Source organism: Streptomyces albus subsp. chlorinus (genome assembly GCF_013302895.1).
Lineage (GTDB): Bacteria > Actinomycetota > Actinomycetes > Streptomycetales > Streptomycetaceae > Streptomyces > Streptomyces chlorinus.
Genome location: NZ_VJOK01000001.1, coordinates 4,804,578 through 4,830,309, shown reverse-complemented (window position 1 = coordinate 4,830,309; position 25,732 = coordinate 4,804,578). Strand labels below are relative to the sequence as shown.

Annotated in this window: 25 protein-coding genes; 14 read left to right on the top strand and 11 right to left on the bottom strand. The window is 71.4% G+C overall.

Annotated elements, in window-relative coordinates:
- Positions 1-128: 128 nt before the first annotated feature.
- Positions 129-977: a biotin--[acetyl-CoA-carboxylase] ligase gene (locus FM076_RS21170; RefSeq protein ID WP_173872544.1), complete on the bottom strand. Its 849-nt coding sequence runs from the start codon at positions 975-977 to the stop codon at positions 129-131.
- 116 nt (positions 978-1,093) lie between these two features.
- Between FM076_RS21170 and FM076_RS21165 the strand changes: the two genes are divergently transcribed.
- From FM076_RS21165 to FM076_RS21150, 4 genes are all read left to right on the top strand, one after another.
- On the top strand, positions 1,094-2,698 hold the full coding sequence (locus tag FM076_RS21165; RefSeq protein WP_173872542.1) for an acyl-CoA carboxylase subunit beta: 1,605 nt from the start codon (positions 1,094-1,096) through the stop codon (positions 2,696-2,698).
- A gap of 10 nt (positions 2,699-2,708) precedes the next feature.
- On the top strand, positions 2,709-2,957 hold the full coding sequence (locus FM076_RS21160; RefSeq protein WP_173872541.1) for an acyl-CoA carboxylase subunit epsilon: 249 nt from the start codon (positions 2,709-2,711) through the stop codon (positions 2,955-2,957).
- Between the two features lie 83 nt (positions 2,958-3,040).
- Entirely contained in the window at positions 3,041-3,178 is a 138-nt protein-coding gene (gene mmpB, locus FM076_RS21155) for a morphogenic membrane protein MmpB (RefSeq protein WP_173872540.1), read from the top strand.
- Between the two features lie 66 nt (positions 3,179-3,244).
- Positions 3,245-3,862 (top strand): Maf family protein, encoded by a 618-nt coding sequence (locus FM076_RS21150; RefSeq protein WP_173872539.1) that lies wholly within the window; start codon positions 3,245-3,247, stop codon positions 3,860-3,862.
- Here FM076_RS21150 and FM076_RS21145 read toward each other — a convergent pair.
- Positions 3,837-4,313 carry a hypothetical protein gene (locus FM076_RS21145; protein WP_173872538.1) on the bottom strand — a complete coding sequence of 159 codons (477 nt, stop codon included), beginning with the start codon at positions 4,311-4,313 and terminating at the stop codon, positions 3,837-3,839. The genes FM076_RS21150 and FM076_RS21145 overlap by 26 nt on opposite strands.
- Before the next feature lie 432 nt (positions 4,314-4,745).
- On the opposite strand from FM076_RS21145, the gene FM076_RS21140 reads away from it, so the two are divergent.
- The gene (locus FM076_RS21140) at positions 4,746-6,527 is read left to right on the top strand and encodes a biotin carboxylase N-terminal domain-containing protein (protein ID WP_173872537.1); all 1,782 of its coding nucleotides are present in this window, start codon (positions 4,746-4,748) and stop codon (positions 6,525-6,527) included.
- A 19-nt stretch (positions 6,528-6,546) separates the two neighbouring features.
- On the opposite strand, the gene FM076_RS21135 is transcribed toward FM076_RS21140, so the two are convergent.
- From FM076_RS21135 to FM076_RS21125, 3 genes are all read right to left on the bottom strand, one after another.
- Positions 6,547-7,452: a CapA family protein gene (locus FM076_RS21135; RefSeq protein WP_345945441.1), complete on the bottom strand. Its 906-nt coding sequence runs from the start codon at positions 7,450-7,452 to the stop codon at positions 6,547-6,549.
- Positions 7,394-8,338, bottom strand: coding sequence for a DeoR family transcriptional regulator (locus FM076_RS21130; RefSeq protein ID WP_173872535.1), 945 nt, complete (start codon positions 8,336-8,338; stop codon positions 7,394-7,396). The genes FM076_RS21135 and FM076_RS21130 overlap by 59 nt, the downstream gene beginning before the upstream one ends.
- A gap of 124 nt (positions 8,339-8,462) precedes the next feature.
- Positions 8,463-9,953: an NAD(P)H-quinone dehydrogenase gene (locus tag FM076_RS21125; protein WP_173872534.1), complete on the bottom strand. Its 1,491-nt coding sequence runs from the start codon at positions 9,951-9,953 to the stop codon at positions 8,463-8,465.
- Positions 9,954-10,208: 255 nt separating this feature from the next.
- Between FM076_RS21125 and FM076_RS21120 the strand changes: the two genes are divergently transcribed.
- From FM076_RS21120 to FM076_RS21110, 3 genes are all read left to right on the top strand, one after another.
- Complete coding sequence (locus FM076_RS21120) at positions 10,209-10,646, top strand: gamma-glutamylcyclotransferase (protein ID WP_173872533.1); 438 nt, start codon at positions 10,209-10,211, stop codon at positions 10,644-10,646.
- A gap of 215 nt (positions 10,647-10,861) precedes the next feature.
- Positions 10,862-11,683 carry a purine-nucleoside phosphorylase gene (locus FM076_RS21115; RefSeq protein ID WP_173872532.1) on the top strand — a complete coding sequence of 274 codons (822 nt, stop codon included), beginning with the start codon at positions 10,862-10,864 and terminating at the stop codon, positions 11,681-11,683.
- Positions 11,684-11,735: 52 nt separating this feature from the next.
- A complete protein-coding gene (locus FM076_RS21110; protein ID WP_173872531.1) occupies positions 11,736-13,565 on the top strand; it encodes a phospho-sugar mutase in 1,830 nt (609 codons plus the stop codon).
- 83 nt (positions 13,566-13,648) lie between these two features.
- Here FM076_RS21110 and FM076_RS21105 read toward each other — a convergent pair whose 3' ends face one another.
- From FM076_RS21105 to FM076_RS21095, 3 genes are all read right to left on the bottom strand, one after another.
- The gene (locus FM076_RS21105) at positions 13,649-14,134 is read right to left on the bottom strand and encodes a hypothetical protein (protein ID WP_180217823.1); all 486 of its coding nucleotides are present in this window, start codon (positions 14,132-14,134) and stop codon (positions 13,649-13,651) included.
- A 70-nt stretch (positions 14,135-14,204) separates the two neighbouring features.
- On the bottom strand, positions 14,205-16,061 hold the full coding sequence (locus tag FM076_RS21100; RefSeq protein WP_345945138.1) for an alpha/beta hydrolase: 1,857 nt from the start codon (positions 16,059-16,061) through the stop codon (positions 14,205-14,207).
- 5 nt (positions 16,062-16,066) lie between these two features.
- Positions 16,067-16,534 carry a hypothetical protein gene (locus tag FM076_RS21095; RefSeq protein WP_173872530.1) on the bottom strand — a complete coding sequence of 156 codons (468 nt, stop codon included), beginning with the start codon at positions 16,532-16,534 and terminating at the stop codon, positions 16,067-16,069.
- A gap of 455 nt (positions 16,535-16,989) precedes the next feature.
- On the opposite strand from FM076_RS21095, the gene FM076_RS21090 reads away from it, so the two are divergent.
- Positions 16,990-17,817, top strand: coding sequence for an arylamine N-acetyltransferase family protein (locus FM076_RS21090; RefSeq protein WP_173872529.1), 828 nt, complete (start codon positions 16,990-16,992; stop codon positions 17,815-17,817).
- Positions 17,818-18,036: 219 nt separating this feature from the next.
- Here FM076_RS21090 and FM076_RS21085 read toward each other — a convergent pair whose 3' ends face one another.
- Positions 18,037-18,762 (bottom strand): PH domain-containing protein, encoded by a 726-nt coding sequence (locus FM076_RS21085; RefSeq protein ID WP_173872528.1) that lies wholly within the window; start codon positions 18,760-18,762, stop codon positions 18,037-18,039.
- 155 nt (positions 18,763-18,917) lie between these two features.
- Between FM076_RS21085 and FM076_RS21080 the strand changes: the two genes are divergently transcribed.
- A complete protein-coding gene (locus FM076_RS21080) occupies positions 18,918-19,466 on the top strand; it encodes a dihydrofolate reductase family protein (RefSeq protein WP_173872527.1) in 549 nt (182 codons plus the stop codon).
- On the opposite strand, the gene FM076_RS21075 is transcribed toward FM076_RS21080, so the two are convergent.
- The gene (locus FM076_RS21075) at positions 19,463-19,909 is read right to left on the bottom strand and encodes a MerR family transcriptional regulator (RefSeq protein ID WP_173872526.1); all 447 of its coding nucleotides are present in this window, start codon (positions 19,907-19,909) and stop codon (positions 19,463-19,465) included. The two genes, FM076_RS21080 and FM076_RS21075, sit on opposite strands and share 4 nt — an antisense overlap.
- A gap of 105 nt (positions 19,910-20,014) precedes the next feature.
- On the opposite strand from FM076_RS21075, the gene FM076_RS21070 reads away from it, so the two are divergent.
- The 4 genes from FM076_RS21070 (at position 20,015) to FM076_RS21050 (ending at position 24,718) form a co-directional block, all read left to right on the top strand.
- Positions 20,015-20,824, top strand: coding sequence for an amidohydrolase family protein (locus FM076_RS21070; protein ID WP_173872525.1), 810 nt, complete (start codon positions 20,015-20,017; stop codon positions 20,822-20,824).
- 560 nt (positions 20,825-21,384) lie between these two features.
- Positions 21,385-22,362: a deoxyribose-phosphate aldolase gene (gene deoC / locus FM076_RS21060; RefSeq protein ID WP_173874900.1), complete on the top strand. Its 978-nt coding sequence runs from the start codon at positions 21,385-21,387 to the stop codon at positions 22,360-22,362.
- A 3-nt stretch (positions 22,363-22,365) separates the two neighbouring features.
- The gene (locus FM076_RS21055; RefSeq protein WP_173872524.1) at positions 22,366-23,832 is read left to right on the top strand and encodes an aldehyde dehydrogenase family protein; all 1,467 of its coding nucleotides are present in this window, start codon (positions 22,366-22,368) and stop codon (positions 23,830-23,832) included.
- On the top strand, positions 23,819-24,718 hold the full coding sequence (locus FM076_RS21050) for an aldehyde dehydrogenase family protein (RefSeq protein WP_243274588.1): 900 nt from the start codon (positions 23,819-23,821) through the stop codon (positions 24,716-24,718). The genes FM076_RS21055 and FM076_RS21050 overlap by 14 nt, the downstream gene beginning before the upstream one ends.
- A 104-nt stretch (positions 24,719-24,822) precedes the next feature.
- On the opposite strand, the gene FM076_RS21045 is transcribed toward FM076_RS21050, so the two are convergent.
- Complete coding sequence (locus FM076_RS21045; RefSeq protein WP_173872523.1) at positions 24,823-25,731, bottom strand: alpha/beta hydrolase family protein; 909 nt, start codon at positions 25,729-25,731, stop codon at positions 24,823-24,825.
- Position 25,732 lies beyond the last annotated feature (1 nt).

Sequence of the window (25,732 nt, the reverse complement as noted above, 5' to 3'; positions counted from 1 at the left end):
GCCCTTCCGTTCTCTTGCTCGTCCCGCTCCCGGCCGCCCCCGGAAAGGGGCCGGGGGCGCGGACACCGGCGCCGGGTGGCACCCGATGTCACCGCCGCTTGCCCACCTTACGGCAGTTGTGCGCTACCTCACTTCCCGGTCGCGGGCCGCAGATGGACGATGTCACCGGCAGCGACCGGACGCTGTACGCCCTGTTCCGAGGCGATGACCAGCCGTCCGTCGCCGTCCACCGCGACGGCCTCCCCCACCAGGTCGTCCCCGCCGGGCAGCATCGCCCGGACGGTCCTGCCGAGCGTCACGCAGCCGGCCGCGTAGGCGTCGAGCAGCGCGCCGGCCGACGGGTCGCCCCCGGCTTCGGTCCAGCGGCCGTACCAGTCCTCCAGCGCGCGCAGCACCGCCCGCAGCAGCGGGTCGCGGTCGGTGCCCCGCGCGCCCGCCAGCGCGAGGGAGCCGGCGGTGGGCACGGGAAGCTCGTCCTCGCGCAGGGTGACGTTCAGGCCGATGCCGAGGACGACGTGGTGCTCGTCCACCCGCTCCGCGAGGATGCCGCCGATCTTGCGCTCCTCGTCCTCGTGGACGGCCAGGACGTCGTTCGGCCACTTCAGGCCCGTGTCCACCCCCGCCGCGCGGGCGAGGGCGCTCGCGACCGCCACGCCCGCCAGCAGCGGGATCCAGCCCCAGCGCTCGGGCGGCGGGCCGGGCCGCAGCAGTACCGAGAAGAAGAGGCCGGAGCGGGGCGGGGCCGACCAGGCGCGGTCCAGCCGGCCCTTCCCCGCCGTCTGCTCCTCCGCGATCAGCACGGTGCCGGGGGCCGCCCCGCCCTCGCGGGCCCGGCGCACCAGCTCGGTGTTGGTCGAGCCGAGTGACTCGGCCACCTCCAGATGCGTCCACAGGGAGCCGTCCACCACCAGTGCGCGGCGCAGGGCTGTCTCGTTGAGCGGGGGGCGGTCGAGGTCGGACCAGCGAGCGGAATTCATGCCGCCAGGCTAGGACGCCTTCCTGGGGGTGTGGTCAACGACGCACTCCGTAAACGGGCGGGCGCCGATAGCCTACGGGTCGGTAGCCAACCCGCGACGGTAAGGAGCCCTCCCAGATGTCCTCGCCCAGTCCAGACGTCGACGACATCGACATCCACACCACCGCGGGCAAACTCGCGGACTTCGAGCGCCGTACCAGGGAAGCCGTCCACGCGGGCTCGGAGCGTGCGGTGGACAAGCAGCACGCCAAGGGGAAGCTGACCGCGCGCGAGCGCATCGAACTGCTCCTCGACGAGGGGTCGTTCACCGAGCTGGACGAGTTCGCCCGGCACCGCTCGACCAACTTCGGGCTGGAGAAGAACCGCCCGTACGGCGACGGCGTCGTGACGGGCTACGGCACCGTCGACGGCCGCCCCGTCTGCGTCTTCTCGCAGGACTTCACCATCTTCGGCGGTGCGCTGGGCGAGGTGTACGGCGAGAAGATCGTCAAGGTGATGGACTTCGCGCTCAAGACCGGCTGTCCCGTCATCGGCATCAACGACGGCGGCGGCGCCCGGATCCAGGAAGGGGTGGCGGCCCTCGGGCTGTTCGCGGAGATCTTCCGCCGCAACACCCACGCCTCCGGGGTGATCCCGCAGATCAGCCTGGTCCTGGGCCCGTGCGCGGGCGGCGCGGTCTACTCGCCCGCCATCACGGACTTCACGGTGATGGTGGACCAGACCTCGCACATGTTCATCACCGGCCCCGACGTCATCAAGACGGTCACCGGTGAGGACGTCGGCTTCGAGGAGCTGGGCGGGGCGCGCACCCACAACACCACCTCCGGTGTGGCGCACCACATGGCGGGCGACGAGAAGGACGCCATCGAGTACGTCAAGGCGCTGCTGTCCTACCTGCCCTCCAACAACCTCTCCGAGCCGCCCGCCTTCCCGGAGGAGGCGGACCTGGAGACCTCCGAGGAGGACCGGGAGCTGGACGTCCTCATCCCGGACTCGGCGAACCAGCCCTACGACATGCACACCGTCATCGAGCACGTGCTCGACGACGGGGAGTTCCTGGAGACCCAGGCGATGTTCGCGCCGAACATCATCACCGGGTTCGGGCGCATCGAGGGCCGGTCGGTGGGTGTGGTCGCCAACCAGCCGCTCCAGTTCGCGGGCTGCCTGAACATCGACGCGAGCGAGAAGGCCGCGCGGTTCGTGCGCACCTGCGACGCGTTCAACGTGCCGGTCCTCACCTTCGTGGACGTCCCCGGCTTCCTGCCGGGCACCGACCAGGAGTACGACGGGATCATCCGGCGCGGCGCCAAGCTGATCTACGCGTACGCGGAGGCGACGGTGCCGCTGATCACGGTCATCACGCGCAAGGCGTTCGGCGGCGCGTACGACGTGATGGGCTCCAAGCACCTGGGCGCCGACCTCAACTTCGCCTGGCCCACCGCCCAGATCGCGGTGATGGGCGCGCAGGGCGCGGTCAACATCCTGCACCGCAAGAAGCTGGCCGCGGCCGGCAGCCCCGAGGAGACCGAGGAGCTGCGCGCCCGGCTCACCCAGGAGTACGAGGACGCGCTGCTCAACCCGTACGTGGCGGCCGAGCGCGGCTATGTGGACGCGGTGATCCGCCCCGCCGAGACCCGCCGCCACATCACCCGCGGCCTGCGCACCCTGCACACCAAGCGCGAGCAGCTCCCGCCGAAGAAGCACGGCAACATCCCGCTGTGAGGAGGCCGCGATGACCACTCAGTCACCCGAGCCGGCGCCGCAGGGCGCCGAGCCGTCGATCCGGGTCGTGCGGGGCAACCCGACGCCCGAGGAGCTGGCCGCCGCGCTGGCGGTGGTGCGGGTGCGTGCGGCAGCCGTCGAGCCGGGACAGCCGGGCGGACCGGCACCGAGCGCGTGGTCCGATCCGGCGCGCACCATGCCGCGCCGGACCCCCGCGCCCGGCCCCGGCGCCTGGCGCCGCACGTTCTGGCCCGGCTGAGCACCGCGCCGCGGCGACGGGGCGCCCGCTTCTGAGTACGCGTACTCAGGCGCGGGCGCCCGTGCGCCCTCCAGCATGGAGGGATGCTGTGGTCCGACCCCCGGGACGAGCCGCCGCCGGAACTGCGCAGGACCCAGGAGAAGGTGCACCGCCTCGGCTGGGTGCTGCTGGTGGTGACGGCGGTGGTGATGCTGCTGCTGATGTCGGCGGCCTACTCGTGAGCGACGGGCCGGCGTTCCGGGCGCGGGGCCGGGCGCCGGGCGCGGCGGAATCCTTACGATGGCCGCATGAACTCACCGCGTCTCGTTCTCGCCTCCGCCTCCCCCGCCCGTCTCGCGCTGCTCCGCCAGGCCGGCCTGGCTCCCGAGGTCATCGTCAGCGGTGTGGACGAGGACGCGCTCAGCGCCCCCACCCCCTCGGCGCTGGCGCGGGTGCTGGCCGAGGCGAAGGCGACGACGGTCGCGCGGCGCGCCGAGGCCGCCGGGGCGCTGGTCGTCGGCTGCGACTCGGTGCTGGAGCTGGACGGGCGCCCGCTGGGCAAGCCCGCGGACGCCGAGGAGGCCACGGCCCGCTGGAAGGACATGCGGGGCCGCTCCGGCGTGCTGCACACCGGGCACTGCGTCATCGACACCCGCACCGGCGGCGCGGAGGGCACCCGCCGCTCGGTGACGGCCTCCACGACGGTGCACTTCGGCGAGCCGACGGACGAGGAGATCGCCGCCTACGTCGCCAGCGGCGAACCGCTGCACGTGGCCGGGGCGTTCACGCTGGACGGCCGCTCGGGCCCGTTCGTGGACGGTATCGAGGGGGACCACGGCAACGTGCTGGGGCTCTCGCTGCCGACGCTGCGCCGGCTGCTGCGCGAGGTCGGGGTGGCGGTCACCGACCTGTGGGCGGAGCGCTGACCTCGCCCTCCCCCGGGGCCGGCGCGGGCCCTGGGGACGGCGCGGCGCCCTCCATGGCCTCGCCGTACCAGGTCAACGACCAGACGAGGAGGCCGAGGACGGCCATCATGAAGGCGAAGGCCGTCCACCCGACCAGCCCGACGCAGAAGGCGCCGAGGACGCCGTGGACCACGGCGCAGCTGATCAGCACGACGCGCGGGAAGCCGCGCGGCGGCACGTCACGCACCGCCGTGCGCACGAGGACCAGCGCGCAGCCGAGCACATAGCCGCCCACCAGCACGGCGCCGATGACCGCGGAGACCTCCATCGCCCGCGGGTCGATGCCCGCCAGCGACATCTGCTGCACGTCGGCGACCTTGCCGAGGAAGAGATTGAGCCCCACCAGCACGGCCGCCTCCAGCGTCAGCACCAGTGCCGTCACCGCGGCCACCGCCCGCCTGCGCCCCGCCACCGCGCCACCCCCTCCTCGGATGTCCTTCCGTCCCTCATCTCCCCCGCGCCGGGCCCGCGTTGGGGCCCGCGCCGGGGTGCGCCCGCGCGGCGCGCCCGGGTTACTCCAGGTACGCGCTCCGGCAAGGCGAACGCTACTGGTGGGTAGATGCGGGGGCAAGGGAAACGGCGGAAAGCAAAATTTCGCCCGCCGTCTCGTAGGGATTCCACAAAGACAACCGCCTGTGACGCACGACTCGGACAGAGAGCCGGCCCACACCCTCAAGCCGGACGAAACAGCCCCCGAGGCGGCGTACCGTGGGATGACAAGGGGAGATCCGGTTGCGCACGGGCAGCGAGTGACACTCCGTGTGGGCAAGCTCACCCCCCTTGGCGGCTCGGCGTCAGGTGTCGCCAGTACCTAAACTCAGCTTGTTTCAAGGAGGGAGCCATCGTGCGCAAGGTGCTCATCGCCAACCGCGGCGAAATCGCCGTCCGCGTCGCCCGCGCCTGCCAGGACGCGGGAATCGCGAGCGTCGCCGTCTATGCCGAGCCGGACCGGGACGCGCTCCACGTCCGGGTCGCCGACGAGGCGTTCGCCCTGGGCGGTGACACCCCGGCGGCCAGCTACCTGGACATCGGCAAAGTACTCAAGGCCGCCGCCGACTCCGGCGCCGACGCCGTCCACCCCGGTTACGGATTCCTCTCGGAGAACGCGGAGTTCGCCCAGGCCGTGCTGGACGCCGGACTCATCTGGATCGGCCCGCCGCCGCAGGCCATCCGCGACCTGGGCGACAAGGTGGCGGCGCGGCACATCGCGCAGCGCGCCGGCGCCCCGCTGGTGGCCGGCACCAAGGACCCGGTCTCCGGCGCCGAGGAGGTCGTCGCCTTCGCCGAGGAGCACGGCCTGCCCATCGCCATCAAGGCGGCCTTCGGCGGCGGCGGACGCGGCCTCAAGGTCGCCCGCACCCTCGAAGAGGTGCCCGAACTCTACGACTCGGCCGTGCGCGAGGCCGTCCAGTCCTTCGGCCGCGGCGAGTGCTTCGTCGAGCGCTACCTGGACCGCCCCCGGCACGTGGAGACCCAGTGCCTGGCCGACAAGCACGGCAACGTGGTCGTCGTCTCCACCCGTGACTGCTCCCTCCAGCGCCGCCACCAGAAGCTGGTGGAGGAGGCCCCGGCGCCGTACCTGACCGAGGAGCAGAACGCGGAGCTGTACCGCGCCTCCAAGGCGATCCTGCGCGAGGCCGGCTACGAGGGCGCGGGCACCTGCGAGTTCCTCGTCGGCCAGGACGGCACGATCTCCTTCCTGGAGGTCAACACCCGCCTCCAGGTCGAGCACCCGGTCACCGAGGAGGTCACCGGCATCGACCTGGTCCGCGAGATGTTCCGCATCGCCGACGGCGAGGAACTGGGTTACGACGACCCGCCGATGCGCGGTCACTCCTTCGAGTTCCGCATCAACGGCGAGGACCCGGGCCGCAACTTCCTGCCCGCGCCGGGCACCGTCACCACCTTCGCGCCGCCCGCGGGACCGGGCGTCCGGCTGGACGCGGGCGTCGAGTCGGGCTCGGTCATCGGCCCGGCCTGGGACTCGCTGCTGGCCAAGCTGATCGTCACCGGCGCCACCCGCCGCCAGGCCCTGGAGCGGGCCGCGCGGGCGCTGGACGAGTTCACCGTCGAGGGCATGGCCACCGCGCTCCCCTTCCACCGCACCGTGGTCCGGGACGCCGCCTTCGCCCCCGAGATCGCCGGACGCGAGGGCGAGCCGTTCGACGTCCACACCCGGTGGATCGAGACGGAGTTCGTCAACGAGATCAAGCCGTTCGCCGCGCCCGCCGGGGAGACGGACGAGGACGAGGCGGCCGGCCGCGAGACCGTCGTCGTCGAGGTCGGCGGCAAGCGGCTGGAGGTCTCCCTGCCCTCCTCGCTCGGCATGCCGCTGGCGCGCGCCGCCGTCGAGGGCGGAGCGCGCAAGCCGCGGCGCAAGTCCGCCAAGAAGTCCGCCTCCGCCGTCTCCGGCGACGCGCTGGCCTCCCCCATGCAGGGCACCATCGTGAAGGTCGCCGTCGAGGAGGGCCAGCGGGTGGAGGAGGGCGAACTCATCATCGTCCTGGAGGCGATGAAGATGGAGCAGCCGCTCAACGCCCACCGCTCCGGCACCGTGAAGGACCTGCACGCCGAGATCGGCGCCTCCGTGTCCGCGGGCGCCGTCATCTGCGAGATCAAGGACTGACAGCCGTCGGCGGGGCGCCTCAGCGAGGTTCGCAGACCAGCGCCCCGTCCGCGTCCGTCCCCACCCGTACGCCGAACCGGCCGCTGACCCGGTCCAGTACGGCCCGCAGCCACTCCGTGTCCGCGGCCGGGGCGCGGGCCAGGCTCAGGCGGCGGGCCCGGAAGGGGACGAGGCGGACACCGGCCGGCTCCGCCGCGGGCCGGCCGAGGGTGACGGACCACAGCACACGCAGGTCGTCGCGGTAGGTCTCGTGGCCGCCGATGCCCTCGTAGTCGTCGACGAAGTCCCCGCAGCCGTAGAGGACGGGCCTGCCCCGGTACAGCTCGACGGGGCGCGGGTGGTGCGAGGAGTGTCCGTGGACCAGGTCCACGCCGCCGTCGATCAGCGCGTGCGCGAACCGCGTCTGCTCCGGCGGGATCTCGTGGCCCCAGTTCGGCCCCCAGTGCACGGAGGCGACCGCCAGATCGCCCGGGCGCCTCGTCCCGGCGACCTGGCGGGCGATCTCCTCCGCGTCGGCCCGCGAGAACTCCCGCACCAGACGCACGCCCGGCCGCCGGCTCGTCGCGGCCCAGTCGGGCGGGATACCGCTGGACGGCGACCCCATGGCGAAGACCAGGAGCCGCCCGCCACCGGGCAGCGGCACGCTCGCGGGGGCACGGGCCCCCGCCGCGTCCCGCCCCGCCCCGGCGGTCCGCAGCCCCGCGTCCGCGAGGGCGTCCAGGGTCTCCAGGAGGCCGCCGGTGCCGAAGTCGCCCACATGGTTGTTGGCCAGGACGGTCACATCGGGGCGGGCGACGCCCAGCGCGGGCAGGTTGGCCGGGCTCATCCGGTAGTGGACGTCCTTGCCCGGGGCGAAGCCAGCGGTCCTAGCGGCGCCTGGGTGCCAGGTCGGCCACCCTGGGTGGCGCCTGGGCCGAACGCAGATGGGTGGGACCGGCGGGCCCCTGGGGCGGGCTCCCGCTCTGCGGGGCGGCCCGCCGCGGGGTGGGCATGGGGACGTCCTGGCGGCCCCTCTCGGCGGGGGCGGCACCGGTGCCGGCGACCGCGATCTGCACCCCGCGGTCGGCCAGCGCCTGCAGCTCGGTCTCCGCGCGGTCGTCGTGCGCGGGCGGCTCGTCCGTCACCAGCCGGGTGATCACATCGGTGGGCACCGTCTGGAACATGGTGTCGGTGCCCAGCTTGGTGTGGTCGGCCAGGACCACCACCTCCCCGGCCGCCTGCACCAGCGCCCGGTCCACGCTGGCGGAGAGCATGTTGGAGGTGGACAGACCGCGTTCGGCCGTCAGTCCGCTGCCGGACAGGAACGCGCGGGAGACGCGCAGCCCCTGGAGGGACTGCTCGGCGCCGCTGCCGACGAGCGCGTAGTTGGAGCCGCGCAGCGTGCCGCCCGTCATCACCACCTCCACCCGGTTGGCGTGCGCCAGCGCCTGCGCGACCAGCAGCGAGTTGGTGACCACGGTCAGCCCGGGGACCCGGGCGAGCCGGCGCGCCAGCTCCTGGGTGGTCGTACCGGCTCCGACGACGACGGCCTCGCCCTCCGAGACGAGACCCGCGGCCAGGTCGGCGATCGCCGTCTTCTCCGCGGTGGCCAGATGGGATTTCTGGGGGAAGCCGGACTCCCGGGTGAAGCCCCCCGGGAGCACGGCGCCGCCGTGCCGGCGGTCGAGCAGTCCCTCTGCCTCCAGCGCCCGTACGTCCCGGCGCACGGTCACTTCGGAGGTCTGGACGACGCGGGCGAGCTCACGGAGAGAGACGGCCCCGTTGGCGCGCACCATTTCAAGGATCAGTTGACGACGTTCCGCAGCGAACACGAAACTGACAGTAACCCCAACGACCGTCTGCTTTCAGCGGTATGCGCCGATTAACAGAAGTTGTTCGTACGGAAGCCCCGAACGTGGTATAGGAGGCCGTTTCGGACGCCTCCGTCCGTCGCTCTCAGTGCAGCCCGGCCAGCTTACGGGTGTGCAACTGCCGTGCGACCTCGGCGATCGACCCGGTGAGGGAGGGGTAGACGGTGAAGGTGTTGGCGATCTGCTCAACGGTCAGATTGTTGTCAACGGCGATCGCGATCGGATGGATCAGTTCACTCGCGCGGGGCGCCACGACCACGCCCCCGACGACGATCCCGGTCCCCGGCCGGCAGAACAGCTTCACGAAACCGTCCCTGATGCCCTGCATCTTGGCCCGCGGATTGCGCAGCAGCGGCAGCTTCACCACCCGCGCCTCGATGGCGCCCTTGTCGATGTCCGCCTGGGTGTAGCCGACCGTGGCGATCTCCGGATCGGTGAAGACGTTCGCCGAGACGGTCTTGAGGTCGAGCGGGTTCACCGTGTCGCCGAGGAAGTGGTACATCGCGATCCGGCCCTGCATCGCGGCCACCGACGCGAGCGCGAGGACCCCGGTGCAGTCGCCCGCGGCGTAGACGCCGGGGGCGGACGTGCGGGAGACCTTGTCCGTCCAGATGTGGCCCGACTCCTTGAGGCGGACCCCCGCCTCCTCCAGCCCCATGTCCGCGGTGTTCGGCACCGCGCCGACGGCCACCAGACAGTGCGTGCCGGTGATCGTCCGGCCGTCCTGGAGAGTGACCTCCACCCGGTTGTCCTCGGTGCGCTTGGCGGAGGCCGCACGGGACCGGCTCATCACGTTCATGCCGCGCCGGCGGAAGACGTCCTCCAGGACCGCGGCGGCGTCCGGGTCCTCCCCGGGCAGCACCCGGTCGCGGGAGGAGACCAGCGTGACCTGCGAACCGAGAGCCTGGTAGGCCCCCGCGAACTCGGCGCCGGTCACACCGGAGCCGATGACGATCAGCTCCTCGGGCTGCTCCTCCAGGTCGTAGACCTGCTTCCAGTTCAGGATCCGCTCACCGTCCGGCCGGGCGTCCGGTATCTCCCGCGGATGCCCGCCCGTGGCGACCAGCACGGCATCCGCCGTCAGCTGCTCCTGGGAGCCGTCCGCGGCCGTGACGGTCACCACCCGGGAACCGTCGGCCGCCTGCCCCGGCTCCAGCCTGCCGCGGCCCCGCATCACCCGGCCACCCGCACGGGTGACCGAAGCCGTGATGTCGTGCGACTGGGCCAGGGCCAGCCGCTTCACCCGGCGGTTCACCTTGCCCAGGTCCACACCGACCACCCGGGCCGGGTCGTCCGGATCGTGCGTCGTGTCCTCGATACGGATACCCAGCTCCTCGTAGGAGGAGTCGAAGTTCGTCATCACCTCGGCCGTGGCGATGAGCGTCTTGGACGGCACGCAGTCGGTGAGGACCGAGGCGCCGCCGAGGCCGTCGCAGTCGACGACTGTCACCTCCGCGCCGAGCTGGGCGGCTACCAATGCCGCTTCGTATCCGCCGGGGCCGCCGCCGATGATCACGATCCGAGTCACGCCCCCATTGTCCCGCACCCCGTGCGCCCCCACTCGCTGGGGCCTCATTCCCGTGGCCCCGGCCCCCGGACCCCTCCCCCACGCTGGTGCCCCACCACTGAGGGCCTCCACCCTCGTACCCCTCCCCCATGCTGATGCCCCACCACTGAGAGCCTCCGCCCTCGTACCCCTCCATACATCGGGGGCTCCGCCCCCCAGTGCAGGGAAGAGGGGGATTCACGGGGCGGAGCCCCGGTCAGGGGAGGGGGGTGAGCCCCCATTGGTGGGGGTTCCAGGGGAGGGGGGCTCCCGTAGGCTCGGGGGATGTCGCTCTACGCCGCATACGCCGGGAACCTAGACCCCCGCCTGATGGCCCGCCGCGCCCCGCACTCCCCCCTGCGAGGCACCGGCTGGATCACCGGCTGGCGGCTCACGTTCGGGGGCGAGCACATGGGGTGGGACGGGGCGCTGGCCACCATGGTGGAGGCGCCCCGCTCGGAGCTGTTCGTCGCGCTGTACGACATCGCGCCGATGGACGAGGACTCCATGGACCGCTGGGAGGGCGTGGGGCTGGACATATACCGGCGGATGCGGGTGCGGGTGCACACGCTGGAGGGCGAGGAGCCGGCCTGGTGCTACGTCCTGAACGGGTACGAGGGCGGCCTGCCCTCGGCCCGCTACCTGGGGGACATCGCGGATGCGGCGGAGTCCGCGGGCGCCCCGCACGACTATGTGACGGAGCTGCGGAAGCGGCCTTGCTAGCACCGGGTACCGGGGCCGTGGCCCGCATCCGGGTGCCGGTGGCCGCGGGGTTCCGGTGGCGCCCGGGTGCCGGCCGCCGCAGCCCGTCCACATCGGGTGCCGGCCGCGGCGGAACGTCCACATCGGGTGCCGGTGGAACCGGCCCCGTCCGTACGTTCGTCCGGAGTTGCGTCACACGTCTACGCGCGTAGGCGAGAAACGGCTACTCTCGTCGCGTGAACGCTTCAGCCAGTACGCACCTCCCCGATGACCCTTACCGCTCCGCCGAGGAGGCCGCCGCGAAGCTGCGGGCCCTGACCGGCGAGGAGAGCCACGACGTGGCCCTCGTCATGGGCTCCGGCTGGGTTCCGGCGGCCGACGCGCTGGGGGTGGCCGACCACGAGCTGTCGGTGACCGACCTGCCGGGGTTCCCGCCGCCGGCCGTCGCCGGGCACGCGGGCAAGATCCGCTCGCACAGGATGGGTGACAAGCGCGCGCTCGTCTTCCTCGGCCGCACGCACGCGTACGAGGGCCGCGGTGTCGCGGCCGTCGCGCACGGGGTGCGTACCGCCGTGGCGGCGGGGTGCAAGACCGTCGTGCTCACCAACGGCTGCGGCGGCCTGCGGCCCGGGATGCGCCCGGGCCAGCCCGTCCTGATCAAGGACCACATCAACCTCACCGCCGCCTCCCCCATCGTCGGCGCCAACTTCGTCGACCTGACCGACCTGTACTCCCCGCGGCTGCGGGCGCTGTGCCAGGAGATCGACCCGACGCTGGAAGAGGGCGTGTACGTCCAGTTCCCCGGGCCGCACTACGAGACGCCCGCGGAGATCGGTTTCGTCCGCGCCATCGGCGGTGACCTGGTGGGCATGTCCACGGTGCTGGAGGCCATCGCGGCGCGGGAGGCCGGCGCCGAGGTGCTCGGTGTCTCCCTCGTCACGAACCTCGCCGCGGGCATGACCGGCGAACCCCTCAACCACGAGGAGGTCCTCCAGGCGGGGCGCGACTCGGCCGCCCGGATGGGCACGCTGCTCGCCCAGGTGCTCCAGCGGCTCTGAGCACACCGATCCCAGCCCTCCCCTCCCACCGCGAAAGGCAGGACTTGAGACGATGAGCGAGAAGCCCGCCGGGGCCGGCGAGCCCACCGGAGCGCGCGGCGCCGCCGAGGCGCCGGGGTCCGGTGCCGGTGTGCCGGGGTCCGGAGCCGGTGCCGGTGTGCCGGAGTCCGAGGAGGCCCTCCTGGCGCGGGCCCGTGGCTGGCTGGCCGAGGACCCGGACCCTCAGACCCGCGAGGAGCTGGCGAAGCTCGTCGAGGCCCGGGCCACGGACGAGCTGCGGGACCGGTTCTCCGGCACCCTCCAGTTCGGCACGGCGGGGCTGCGCGGCGAACTGGGCGCGGGCCCGATGCGGATGAACCGCGCGGTGGTCATCCGCGCGGCTGCCGGGATCGCCGCGTATCTGCGCGCCGAGGCGGCACAGGGCGCCGGGGCGGCGGCACAGGGCGCCGAGCCGCTGGTCGTGATCGGGTACGACGCGCGGCACAAGAGCGCCGACTTCGCCCGCGACACCGCGGCCGTCATGGTCGGTGCGGGACTGCGGGCGGCGATGCTGCCCGCGCCGCTGCCCACCCCGGTGCTCGCCTTCGCCGTCCGGCACCTGGGCGCCGCGGCCGGTGTGATGGTCACCGCCAGCCACAACCCGCCCCGGGACAACGGCTACAAGGTCTACCTCGGTGACGGTCTGCAGATCGTGCCGCCGGCCGACGGTGACATCGCGGCACGGATCGCGGCCGTCGGCCCGCTGGACGGGGTGCCCCGCGCGGAGTCCGGCTGGCAGGTGCTCGGCGATGAGGTGCTGGACGCCTACCTGGCGCGCACCGGCGCCGTTCTCACCGAGGGCTCGCCGCGGCAGGTGCGGGTGGTGCACACGGCCATGCACGGTGTCGGCCACCGCACGGCGCGGCTGGCGTTCGAGAGGGCGGGCTTCCCCACGCCGGTGCCCGTCGAGGAGCAGGCCGAGCCGGATCCGGACTTCTCCACCGTCGCCTTCCCCAACCCCGAGGAGCCGGGCGCGCTGGACCGGGCGCGGGCGACCGCCCGCGCCTGGGAGGCCGAGCACGGCGAGCGGCCGGACCTGATCATCGCCAACGACCCGGACGCGGACCGCTGCGGTGTGGCCGTCCCCGACGCGGCGGCCGAGGGCGGCTGGCGGATGCTGCGCGGCGACCAGGTGGGCGCGCTGCTGGCAACCCAGCTGATCCGCAAGCGGGCGAAGGGCACGTTCGCGACGACGATCGTCTCCTCCTCGCTGCTCTCCAAGATCGCGGCGGCGGCCGGACTCCCGTACGCCGAGACGCTCACCGGCTTCAAGTGGCTGGCCCGGGTGGACGGGCTGCGCTACGGCTACGAGGAGGCGCTGGGCTACTGCGTCGACCCGGAGGGCGTCCGCGACAAGGACGGCATCACGGCGGCCCTGCTCGTCGCCGAGCTGGCGGCCGAGCTGAAGCAGGCGGGGCGCACCCTGGCCGGTCTGCTGGACGAGCTGGACGTCGAGTACGGCGTCCACGCCACCGATCAGCTCTCGGTGCGCGTGTCGGACCTGTCGCTGATCTCCTCCGCGATGGAGCGGCTGCGCGCGCAGCCGCCCACGGCACTGGGCGGGCTGGCCGTGGAGCGGACCGACGACCTGAGCGCGGGCTCGGAGTCGCTGCCGCCCACGGACGGGCTGCGCTACCTGCTGGCCGGGGCTGACGCGGCCGGCGGTCCGGTGGCCGGCGGCCGGGTCGTGGTGCGGCCCAGCGGTACGGAACCCAAGCTCAAGTGCTATCTGGAGGTGGTCGTCCCGGTGGATGGTGCGGCCGGCCTGCCTCCGGCGCGGGAGCGCGCCGCCAGGGTGCTGAACCTGTTCAAGGACGACCTGCGCGAGGCCACCGGCCTCTGAGCCTCCATGACGCGCACGAAGGCCCTGCCCCGCAGCACCGGGCAGGGCCTTCGCACCACCGAATGCACGACTCCCCTACCGGTTCAGTAGTGTTCGACCGTCTCTCCCGGGGGGACCTTGTAGCAGCCGGAAATCACACTCACGATAAGCATCGGCGGATTTTCCTTCGGGCTACTCGTGATGTCCACACTGAATTTCTTCTCATCATGGTCAGCGACGAGGTTCACATTTTTATTGGCGCTACCATCGGGCCCATACCTCTTGATATCCCAGCCACGCCTGGGTAGTGACTCCTTGAGTTCCCGCACGGCTTCATCCAGTTTCACCGCATCGCTGCCGGACGGAGTTACACTCCAAGTGTGCAGCATGCGGTAATACTTGTCCGCGTTTTTCCCTTCACAAGGGACCACGCCGGGGCCAGGTTTCGACACCGCCCCTTTCAGTGCAACGAGATCCAGTATCTCGCTCGAAATCTTCTTGATTCGAGCGTCGGCATCACCCTGCCGCTGAATCCCGGATGAAGGCACCTCACCAGAGTTCTGCGATGAATTCTTGCCGTGATCACTCATGCTGCACCCTGATAGAAATACAAGACAGGCAACAAGAGCCGCTCCAGCCGCCAGCCGCTTCCCCGCACAATTAGTCGTCAAGGTGTACGTCACCATGCCTTCCCGCAACGACACGGGCCTGGTTCTTCAGACTAGTTGTGTTCTCATCCCAGTAATCGCTGTGTCCGTGCGCGGCTTCGGTCTTGCGCCCGTTCCACTCGTCCGCACCTGTATTCAGCTGATGAGCGCCGAACTCCTCATCGCTTGGGTTCAGCCACACCCCTCCCCCCATCTTCCACTGGCTTCCACCATGTCCATAGCGGCCGATATCCGGCACGACGTCGCCTTCCGCTTCTTCGTTCCAGACGTGGCCTTTCGGTACATCCATCTCCTTCGCAGATCCAACCTGCACTCCCGGGCTGCCCGCGAATATTACGTCGTCCGCGTTGAGATTTCCCTGCCTGGCAGCTGAGCCGATCAGTGTTGTGCCGTACGAGTGGCCGATTGCCGTTCTGTGGGGCGACCCATCCCCTGCGTGAGAGGCTTCCAAACCTTCATTGAACCGATCGAATGCTGATGCACCATCATTCGCATAGCGAGGAGAAGGTGAGTCGGTGACAACGTTTTGAGGCGCATCGTATCCAAGCCACGTGATGGTGGAAACAGGAGCACCACCAGTCAGTGGCTGAGCCTCCCGCCACACAGATTTCATGCGGTCCATATCCTTTTCGATGTCGCCCAGATTCGCCGTCGTTCCGGGTACGTAGACGGCCTGATGTACCGCCTCGTCCGGATTCCCATTCGCGACGATTGCCCGGCCGTGACCCTCAGGTTTGAAACCCAGCAAGTAGGCATCGGGAAGACCCTCCTTACCAGTGGCTTCGAATCGGCCCTCAATTGCACGCATTCCCGAGAGGGAACTCTTCAGATGCCGGTACCTCTCCCCATACTTCTTGTTCCACGCGATCCACTCATCCGTATAGGCCTGGGAGGTAGCTCCGCCGGCAGAGACCGACGAATACTTGTTCCGCGGCTCAGGAGGAAGCTTGTCCAATTCGAGCTGGTATTTCGCCTTCGCCTCCGCCAGCACTGTGCGATTGGCTTCGTCCCGCGCCGCTGCCGGTAGCCCGTCCATACCTCCGATACTCGCCGGGTAAAGCGCTACATAGTCATCCTGCTGTTCCTTGGAGAGTTTTTCCCACCATGCGGCGTTCTCCTTGGGCGAGCCTTTCTTAGGGGGCTTCAGATAGTCGTCCGCCCCCGCCCGAACCCCCCGCATATCCTTCGTTACATCCGTCCAGTCTTTGCGGGACACATGCAGATCGTCATCCGCTTTCAGGGCACGGAGTTTTGGTGCCCACTTCCTGTCGGCTATCGTGGCCTCTTCGAGGGCCTCCGCGATGCGATCGGCGATTTCGACAGCTTTGTGATGGTTCGGGTTGGGGTTCGCCTTGTCCGCCTGCTTCTCCAAGGACTCGGCCAGCATGTTGGCGTCAGCGGCCGGGTCGATGGGGCCTCCAGTGGGCTTGCTCCCGGTCTTCCCGTGCACGGTCCCGCCTTCGGGTTTCCTGCCATCCACCTCTTCGCCGGCGGGTGGATAGGTGACCGAACCATCGAGGTTCACCTTGAAATGCGCAGTGCGAGCGTCTTCTTCTGCCGCATCGAATTTCTTCTTTGCTGCCCGGAGTTCAGCTGCGAGAGCATTTAGCGCGGCTCGCACCAACCCGCATTCAGCCTGCACGTAATGAAAATTATTTCCCAGCCCGCGCAACGCCTTCTTTGCGGCTTTTGCGGCAAGGCCGCCGAGGCCCCGGTCGATTTTCCCGACAATGTGGTCCTGTACCCGTCCCTTGGCCTCGTCCGCCATGCTGCCGAGTACGCGATAGCCATCAGCAGCCTGGCCGAATTGTTCGGGATCCAATTTCCTCATCGCCGCGACGTCAACCACTGACCTTACCGCCCCTTGCCCGCCGAGTGACTGTCCCCGCCCCTCCCGGCTTCAACTGGTTCCACCTTGGTGCGGATATGCTCAAAAGCCGCTTCGATTTCCGCGTCCCCCTTGTACTGATGGTTGCCCGCCTTGTCCAGCTTTTCCCCCAGCTCGCCGCACCGACGGCTCAGTGCCTCGACATACGCCTCCCAGGAGTCGTGGAGTTCCCGCTGGGCCGCGGCACACTCCAAGCCGTCCACCTTGCCTTTCCCGCTCATCCCCCGCTGACCGGTTTCCGACTCGCGCAGGGCCTTTCGTATCCCTTTGCGCAGCCCTGCCACGTCTTCGCCGGCGGCAGCCCACGCGGTCTTCGAGGACTTCACCCAGCCCTGACCGCCACCGCCTGAGCCGTTCCCCCCAGAGCTCGCCAGTCGCATCCTTGCCGCAGCATCCCGCCTGAGACCGGCCCACTCCTCATCAAAAGTCCTCATACCTGACTTCTTGACCCTTCTTCGCCCTGTCCTGCTTCAAGGCTGGTTTTCCGTGTCCCTCGCAACGACTTGCGATTACTGTAACGGGTCCGCAACTCTGCGCTACAGGGGGAGGGAAGTGCGGAGGTACGGTGCTGCGCGCCCTGCCCGTCGATGTTTGTTGTCCGACCGTGGACCTCTCGCAGCCATGGAGATCCGCTCAGGGCTCTGTCCGCCCGTGCCTCCCCCTCCGGGTTGGTCAGCCGGGCGGTGCTGGCGACGTTGTGCGGGGCCATGTTCATGAAGGTAGGGAGTTCCTGGTCACGGCACATGAGTACACGTACTCAGTCGAGCGCGCGGGGCCGGCCGAACTGTGTGGACCGCCGGTCGACGGGGGGTGGCAAGGCATGGAATAGCCGCTGCCCGGATCCCGTTGCCCTGGAACGTTTCCGGGATCCCGAGCGGAAGGGCGGCCGATGTGGCACGGTGAGCAGCTCGACCTGGACGCGTATCTCGCGCGGCTGGGTTACGAGGGGGAGCGCACCCCCACCCTGGAGACCCTGCGGGCGGTGCACCGCGCCCATGTGCTGTCGGTGCGCTGGGACAACCTCGACAGCTTCCTGTACCGGGCGGTCTCGCTCGATCTGGCCGATCTCCAGGACAAGCTGGTGCGCCGGGGCCGGGGCGGCTACTGCTACGAGCACGTCACCCTCTACGCGGCGGCCCTGGAGCGGCTCGGTTTCGACTTCACCGCGCTCTCGGGGCGGGTGCGGCTGGGCGCGGAGAAGATACTCCCGGCGACCCACGCGATGCTGCTCGTCCGCGTCGAGGGCCGCGCGTGGCTCAGTGATGTGGGCTTCGGCGACAGCCCGCTGGCGCCGATCGAACTGGTGGACGGCAACCGTACGGTGATCGAGGGCCGCCCCTTCCTGCTGCGCCGCACGGAGGTCACCCCCGGTGCCGACGGCTGGGCGCTGCACCACCCGGACGGGGCGGGCGGCTGGACGGTGCGGCACAACGTCACCCTGACCCCGCAGTACCCGGTGGACTACCAGGTCGGCAACCACTTCGTCGCCACCAGCGCGCACTCCCCGTTCACCCGCCGCCCCTTCCTCCAGCGCGTCCGCCCTGACCGCCTCGACCAGCTCGACGGCCTCACCTGGACGACGACCCCCGCGGGCGCCACGGAACCAGCCCAGGAGCGCACCCTGGAGCCCTACGAGCTGCCCAAGGTCCTGGAGGACACCTTCGGTCTCGAACTGACCGGCCATGAGGCCGAGTCACTGGTCGAACGGGTCCGCTGAGCCGCGGCACCCACTCCCCGGTGCCGCCCGCCGGGGCGTCAGAGCGCCGTCCGACCGCCGACCGGGACGCTCGCGCGCCAGTGGTCAGACCGCGCCCTTCCAAGCCCTCCCCCGCGCCCGTCGCCAGCCCTCCCCGCGCCCGTCGCCAGTCCGCCGTCCGACCGGCCGCCTTCCGGGCCGCCGTGCCAGGTCGCCGCGAGGCCCGTCGCCAGTCCGCCGTCAGGCCGTCGCCAGCAGGACGGCCAGCAGGACGGCGCCCGCCGCCGCGGGGGCCAGGACCTCGAAGGACCAGCGGACGCTCACCGCGCCCTGGGCGTCCTCCTTCCCGCCGTAGGTCTCGTGCAGCTCGCGCAGCTCGTCCACCGCCTGGTCGGAGGGGGCGCGCCGGGACTGCCTACCGTCCTCGCCCGCGGAGAGGTCGGGCAGACCGCGTCCGCCGAAGATCCCGCCCATCGGCGCCCCGCCGCCACCGGCCCGCTCGTTGTGCCGGGTCGCCTTCTTCCGGGCCCGCAGGGAGACGGGGATCGACCACAGCTGATACTTCGCGCCGCTCGCGACGACCTCGCTGGAATAGCCGGCCCGCACCGACTCGACGGCGCCCCACGGCAGCTCGATGGTGCGGAAGGGGTTGCGTACCCGCATCCGCCGCGTACCGGCGAAGACGGCGGGCCGCAGGGTGAAGGCGACGACGAGTGGTGCGGCGAACAGCAGCCCGGCGAGTGCGAGCCACGGGGTGCGGCCCTCGCCGCCGAAGACGGCGTCGGCCGCGAGCCACACTCCGATGGCCAGCAGGACGACACCGCCCGCCATACCGGCGGGCGACCGGTAGACCCGCTCGGCGGGGTCCTGGCCACCGGTCCCGGTCCCGGGCCCGGACTGCGACCCGGCTCCGGCTCCGGCCCCGGTCCCGTCGTCCGGACCCTGACGCTTGTCCTCGCTCGTCATGCGAACGATTGTGCCCGACCGTCCGCATGGCGGACATTGCGGTACGGCATCGAAACACCCCTCCGGTCCACACGGGCGATGACTTCACGGCTCGGCGGGAGTCACCATTCCAGCGCCCGGCCGACGGCGGACGGGCACGACACGAGGGAGCGGCCATGGGAGCACTCAAGGTGCACGAGTTCATCACGCTCGACGGCGTCATCGAGGCGCCGAGCTGGACGGCGCCCTACCCGTTCGGAGAGGAGATGACGGAGGCCGTCGGAGCGCTGACCGCCTCCAGTGACGCGATCCTGCTGGGCCGCGCCACCTATGAGATGTTCGCCCCGGCGTGGTCCTCACGCGGCACCGAGGACGACCCTGGCGCCCTCTTCTTCAACGAGACGGCCAAATACGTCGTCTCCTCGACCCTGGAGAGGGCCGCCGACTGGAACAACTCCACCGTTCTGGGCCCCTACGGCCCCGAGGCCGTCCGCGAGCTGAAGGAGAACTCCCGGGGCGTCTACGTCAGCGGCAGCGCCACCCTGGTGCGGGCCCTGCTGGCCGACGGCCTCGTCGACGAACTCCACCTGTTCGTCTACCCCCTCACCCTCGGCTCCGGCCAGCGCCTCTTCCCCGAGGGCGCCGCGGCACACACCCTCTCCCTGACCAGGTGCGAACGCTTCGAGGGCGGCGTGGCCCACATGGTGTACGGCCCGGCGGCCTAGACGGGGCCACGCGCGTCCCCTGTCCCCGTGACCTCGGCCCCTGTCCCCGTTGCCTCGGCCTCTGTCCCCACGGACTCGGCCTCCCTCCCCATGGCCTCGGCCTCCGTCGCGCTGATGGTGCGCCGGAGGACGGCACGGGCCGCGTCCATCTCGGCGGCGCGCCGGTCGAGGGCGGCCAGTTGGGCGCGCAGCGCCTCCAGCACTCCGGGGCAGGGGAGGACGGTGGCGCCACCCGTGGTGCAGGGCAGGACCTGGCGGATGACGCGGGTGGGGAGGCCCGCCGCGAGGAGGGCGCGGATGGTGCGCACGGTCTCCTCGGCGTCCGCGTCGTAGCTGCGGTAGCCGTTGGCACGGCGGTGGGAACGCAGCAGCCCGGTCTTCTCGTAGTGCCGCAGCAGCCGTGTCGTCGTGCCCGTACGCCGGGCCAGTTCCCCGATGAGCACCGCTGACGGCTTCCTTCCGCTTGACCTTCCCACTGTGTCAAGGAGCAACGGTGGCGGTACCGGGCGCATTCCGCCGCCCGGTACCGTCCGAGCTGGGAGAATCCGGTGATCCTCGACGCGCACGCCCACGTCCGTCTTCCCGTCCGCGACCACCTGGCGGCCCTGGACGCCGCGGGGGTGGCGGCCTCCGTCCTCTTCGCCACCCGCCCGCACCCCGAGCGCGCCACCGATCTGGCGTCCCTGCGCCGCGAGATGAGTGTGCTGGACGCCGCGCTGGCCGGGCGCGGCAACGGCACCGACGGCTACCGGGCGGCGGTCGGGGAGCTGCACGACACACTGGCCGCCCACCCGGACAGGTTCCTGGGCTTCGGCCCGGTGCCCCTGGACGCCCCGGAGGAGGAGATCGCCGCGATCGTCGCCCGGGACGTGGCCGGGCGGGGGCTGTACGGCATCGGTGAGCTGACGCCGCCCGCCGGGCAGGCGGCCCGTGTCGAGCCGGTGCTGCGGGCCGCCGCCGACCACGGCGGACTCCCCGTCGTCGTGCACGGCTTCGCCCCGACGACGCCGGCCGATCTGGCGACCCTGGCGGACCTCGCCGCCCGCCACCCCTCCGTCCCCCTCGTCGTCAGCCAACTCGGGGGCCTCAACTGGATGGAGGCCATCGCCTACGTCCGGGAGCGGCCCAGCATGTACCTGGAGCTGTCCACCGCCCCCCTCGCCCTCGCCGTCCGCATGGCCGTCCGCGAACTCCCGGACCGCGCCCTCTTCGGCTCGGACACCCCCTACGGCGACCCGGTCGTGGCCCGCACCGTGGTCGAACGCGTCACCTCGCCGGGCGAGACCCGCGACCGCGTCCTGGGCGGCAACCTGGCGGAACTGCTCGGCCTGGACTCCGTCCTGTCGGGCCAGGGCTGAACGTGTGGTGCCGGGCGGCGACGGGACGTACGCGCACCGGTCGCGGCGGCCCGTGCTCGACGACCCGCGTGCGGCGAACGCCTCCGTGAGAGTCTGCGAAGGGGTGCGGCATGACCCGGCGAGACGCCGTCACGGTGGAGCGGTTGGACGGGGCCGCCGCCGCGCGGGCCGAGGACGCGTTCCGGGCCGTCTACGCCGAGGCGTTCGCGGAGCCGCCCTACCACGAGACCGGCGAGGACGTCGTGGCGGCGTTCCGGCGCTTCAGGTCCCTGACCCGCAAATCCACCTTCCGTGCCGCGTTGGCCCACAAGGACGGTGACGGAGAGCCCGTCGGCATGGAGTACGGCCACCTGCTCGGGGAGAAGACGGAGTGGTGGGACCACTTGACCGAGCCGGTGCCCGACGAGCTGCGGCGCGAGGACGGGCGCCGGACGTTCGGCCCATGGAGCTGGCCGACCCCGACCCCTCGGATGCGGCGTCATCGAGGACACTCCCACCCCTGCGACCCCCGTCGTAGGGGTGACAGCGGCTACGCGCGTAGATATGGTGCTCTGGTGAGCATGCCTACCGATGCGGCCCCTCGCGACGCGGGGAGGGGCACCCTCTCCGACGTCGCGAGCTCCGACGCCGCTCTCCGCCGCTTTCTGCACGGGCTCCCGGGTGTCGACGCGGTCGGGCTGGAGGCCCGGGCGGCGGCGCTGGGGACCCGTTCCATCAAGACGACCGCGAAGGCGTACGCGCTCGACCTGGCGATCTCGATGATCGATCTGACGACCCTTGAGGGTGCCGACACCCCGGGCAAGGTCCGCTCGCTGTGCGCCAAGGCCGCCGCCCCCGACCCGGGTGACCGGTCAGCGCCGCGGGTGGCCGCCGTCTGCGTGTACCCGGACATGGCGGCCACCGCCAAGCAGGCCCTGGCCGGTCTGGGCGCGGAGGGGATCCACGTCGCGTCCGTCGCCACGGCCTTCCCCTCCGGCCGGGCCGCGCTCTCCGTCAAGCTGGCCGACACCCGGGAGGCCGTCGCCGCCGGGGCCGACGAGATCGACATGGTGATCGACCGGGGCGCGTTCCTGGCGGGCCGCTACCTCCAGGTGTTCGAGGAGATCCAGGAGGTCAAGCGGGCCTGCGGCCACGCCCATCTGAAGGTGATCTTCGAGAACGGCGAGCTGGCCACCTACGACAACATCCGCCGCGCCTCGTGGCTGGCGATGCTCGCGGGGGCCGACTTCATCAAGACGTCCACCGGCAAGGTCGCGGTGAACGCGACGCCGCCGGGGACGCTGCTGATGCTGGAGGCCGTGCGCGACTTCCGGGCCGCCACCGGCCGCCAGGTCGGTGTCAAGCCGGCCGGCGGCATCCGCACGGCGAAGGACGCGGTGAAGTACCTGGTGCTGGTCAACGAGACGCTGGGCGACGACTGGCTCAGCCCCGACTGGTTCCGCTTCGGCGCCTCCAGCCTGCTGAACGACCTGCTGATGCAGCGGCAGAAGCTTGCCAGCGGCCGGTACTCCGGCCCCGACTACGTAACGGTGGACTGAGCCATGACCGATCCAGTCGCTCCGTCGGCGGCATCGAAGCTGTTCGCGTACGCACCCGCGCCCGAGTCCCGTGCCGTCGTCGACATCGCCCCGTCCTACGGGCTGTTCATCGACGGCGAGTTCCGCGAGGCGGCGGCGGGCAAGGTCTTCAAGACGCTCGCCCCGGCGACCGAGGAGGTGCTGTCCGAGGTCGCCCACGGCGGCGCGGACGACGTCGAGGCGGCCGTGCGGGCCGCACGGGAAGCCTTCGGGCCGTGGTCGGCGCTGCCGGGTGCCGAGCGCGCCAAGTACCTCTTCCGCATCGCCCGCATCATCCAGGAGCGCTCCCGCGAGCTGGCGGTCCTGGAGACGCTGGACAACGGCAAGCCGATCCGGGAGACGCGCGACGCGGACCTGCCCCTGGTCGCGGCGCACTTCTTCTACCACGCGGGGTGGGCCGACAAGCTCTCCTACGCGGGGCTGGGCCCCGACCCCAGGCCGCTGGGCGTGGCCGCGCAGGTCATCCCGTGGAACTTCCCGCTGCTGATGCTCGCCTGGAAGATCGCCCCGGCGCTGGCGGCCGGCAACACGGTGGTGCTCAAGCCCGCCGAGACGACGCCGCTGTCCGCGCTGTTCTTCGCGGACATCTGCCGCCAGGCGGGGCTGCCCAAGGGCGTCGTCAACATCGTGACGGGCGACGGCGCGACCGGCGCGGCGCTGGTGGCGCACCCGGACGTGAACAAGGTGGCGTTCACCGGTTCGACCGCCGTCGGCAAGGAGATCGCCCGTACCGTCGCCGGAACGGACAAGCGGCTCACGCTCGAACTCGGCGGCAAGGGCGCCAACATCGTCTTCGACGACGCCCCCCTCGACCAGGCCGTCGAGGGCATCGTGAGCGGCATCTTCTTCAACCAGGGCCAGGTGTGCTGCGCGGGCTCCCGGCTGCTGGTGCAGGAGTCCGTGCACGACGAGGTGCTGGACGCGCTCAAGCGGCGGCTGGCCACGCTCCGTGTCGGTGACCCGCTCGACAAGAACACCGATGTCGGTGCCATCAACTCCGCCGAGCAGCTGGCCCGGATCACCGAGCTGGCCGACTCCGGGGAGCGGGAGGGCGCCGAGCGCTGGTCGGTGCCGTGCGAACTGCCCGGCCGGGGCTACTGGTTCGCGCCGACCGTCTTCACCGGCGTCGGCCAGACGCACCGCATCGCGCGCGAGGAGATCTTCGGCCCGGTGCTGTCCGTCCTCACCTTCCGCACCCCCGACGAGGCCGTCGCCAAGGCCAACAACACCCCCTACGGGCTGTCCGCGGGCATCTGGACGGAGAAGGGCTCGCGCATCCTCGACATGGCGGGCCGGCTGCGGGCCGGTGTGGTGTGGGCCAACACCTTCAACAAGTTTGACCCGACCTCCCCGTTCGGCGGTTACAAGGAGTCGGGGTACGGCCGCGAGGGCGGCAGGCACGGTCTGGAGGCCTACCTTGAGCACGCCTGAGACACGCGGGTCCGAGGCGCGTGGCGCACGGCTGTCCGTGCTGAAGACCTACAAGCTGTACATCGGGGGGAAGTTCCCCCGTTCCGAGAGCGGCAGGGTGTACGAGGTGACGGACGCACAGGGTCAGTGGCTGGCCAACGCCCCGCTCGCCTCCCGCAAGGACGCGCGGGACGCGGTGGTGGCGGCCCGCAAGGCGTTCGCCGGGTGGTCGGGCGCGACCGCCTACAACCGCGGTCAGGTCCTCTACCGCGTCGCGGAGATGCTGGAGGGCCGCCGCGAGCAGTTCGCCGCCGAGGTGGCGGCGGCGGACGGCCTGCCTGCGGCGAAGGCCCGGGAGGTCACGGACGCGGCGATCGACCGCTGGGTGTGGTACGCGGGCTGGTCCGACAAGGTGGCCCAGGTGGTGGGCGGCGCCAATCCGGTGGCGGGCCCGTTCTTCAACCTCTCCACGCCTGAGCCGACGGGCGTGGTGGCGGTGCTGGCGCCGCGGCGGTCCTCGCTGCTGGGCCTGGTCTCCGTCCTGGCCCCGGTGATCGTCACCGGCAACACGGCGGTGCTCGTCACCTCGCACACCGCCCCGCTGCCCGCGCTCTCCCTCGCGGAGGTGCTGGCCACCTCGGACCTGCCCGGCGGTGTCGTCAACATCCTGTCGGGTGACACGGCGGAGCTGGCCCGGCCGCTGGCCGCGCACAGGGACGTGAACGCCCTCGACCTGGCGGGGGCGGACGGCGAGCTGGCCGCCGAACTGGAGGCCGCGGCGGCGGAGAACCTCAAGCGGGTGCTGCGCCCGGCCCCCGGCGCGGACGACTGGTCGGCCGACCCGGGCCTGGCGCGGATGACTCCTTTCCTGGAGACGAAGACGGTCTGGCACCCGGTCGGCGCCTGAGCGTTCCGGTGAGGTGCGCAACCGCGCCGAGCCCGGTGCGCTTCGCCTCCCGGTCACCGGTCCGGCGCTGACCGCGTACCCGGCCGAGTCCGCATGCCGAACCACTAGCCGATGTGGCCGGCCAGCCACTCCAGAATGCGGTCCGGGTCTTTCTGGAAGTGCAGGTATCCGTCCCAGCGGCGGGTGGTGCCGTGGATCCAGAACAGCTCCTTCGGCACGTCCGAGGGGATGGCGTCGAACATGGACCGGACATCGGCCGGGTACGTCATGAGGTCGTCGTGGACCTGGTAGACGAGCGTCGGCACCCGGACACTGCCGGCCGCGCCGGTCTCGACCGGGGACATCTCGTCGAGGCCGAAGCCGGTGCGGAGCCTGATCAGCCGGTCCAGTTCCTCCATCCGCCCGGCCGGGATGCGGCGCCGCTCCAGCGTTCGCTCCAGAACCGCGCGCGGCGACAGCGGCTGGCAGGCGACCAGGCAGCGGACGTCCGTGAACTCCTGCGGGGCCCGCTGCATCGCGAACAGCGTGGCATTGGCGCCCAGGCAGCGGCTGAACAGCGCGATCCGCGCCCCGCGCAGGTCAGGACGCGACCGCGCATACCGCAGGGAGCCGACGACGTCGCGCGACTCGAATCTGCCGCTGGTGGTCACGCCGCCGTTGGCGGCGCCGCTGAGGCCGAAATTGCGCAGGTCGTAGGCGAGGACGTGGTGGCCGGCGGCGTGCAGGATCGCGATGTCCGGCACCAGGTCGACCTCGATGTCGTTGCCGGTCTCGCCGTTGACCGACCGCCAGGGCTCCAGATGGGACGGCAGCCCCGAACGGCTGAAGAACCGCGGGTGGTTGACGATCACGAGCCGGTCGGAGCCGGGGGCCGGCACGAACCAGCCTTCGAGCGGAATCCCGTCCTCGGAGGGGAACGTGACATCCTCGAAGTCCAGCCCGTGCTCGGCGGGGGAGTGCAGTACGGGCGAGCGTGGCGAGGTGCTGAAACGGTCGGCGATGGCTTCGAGCATG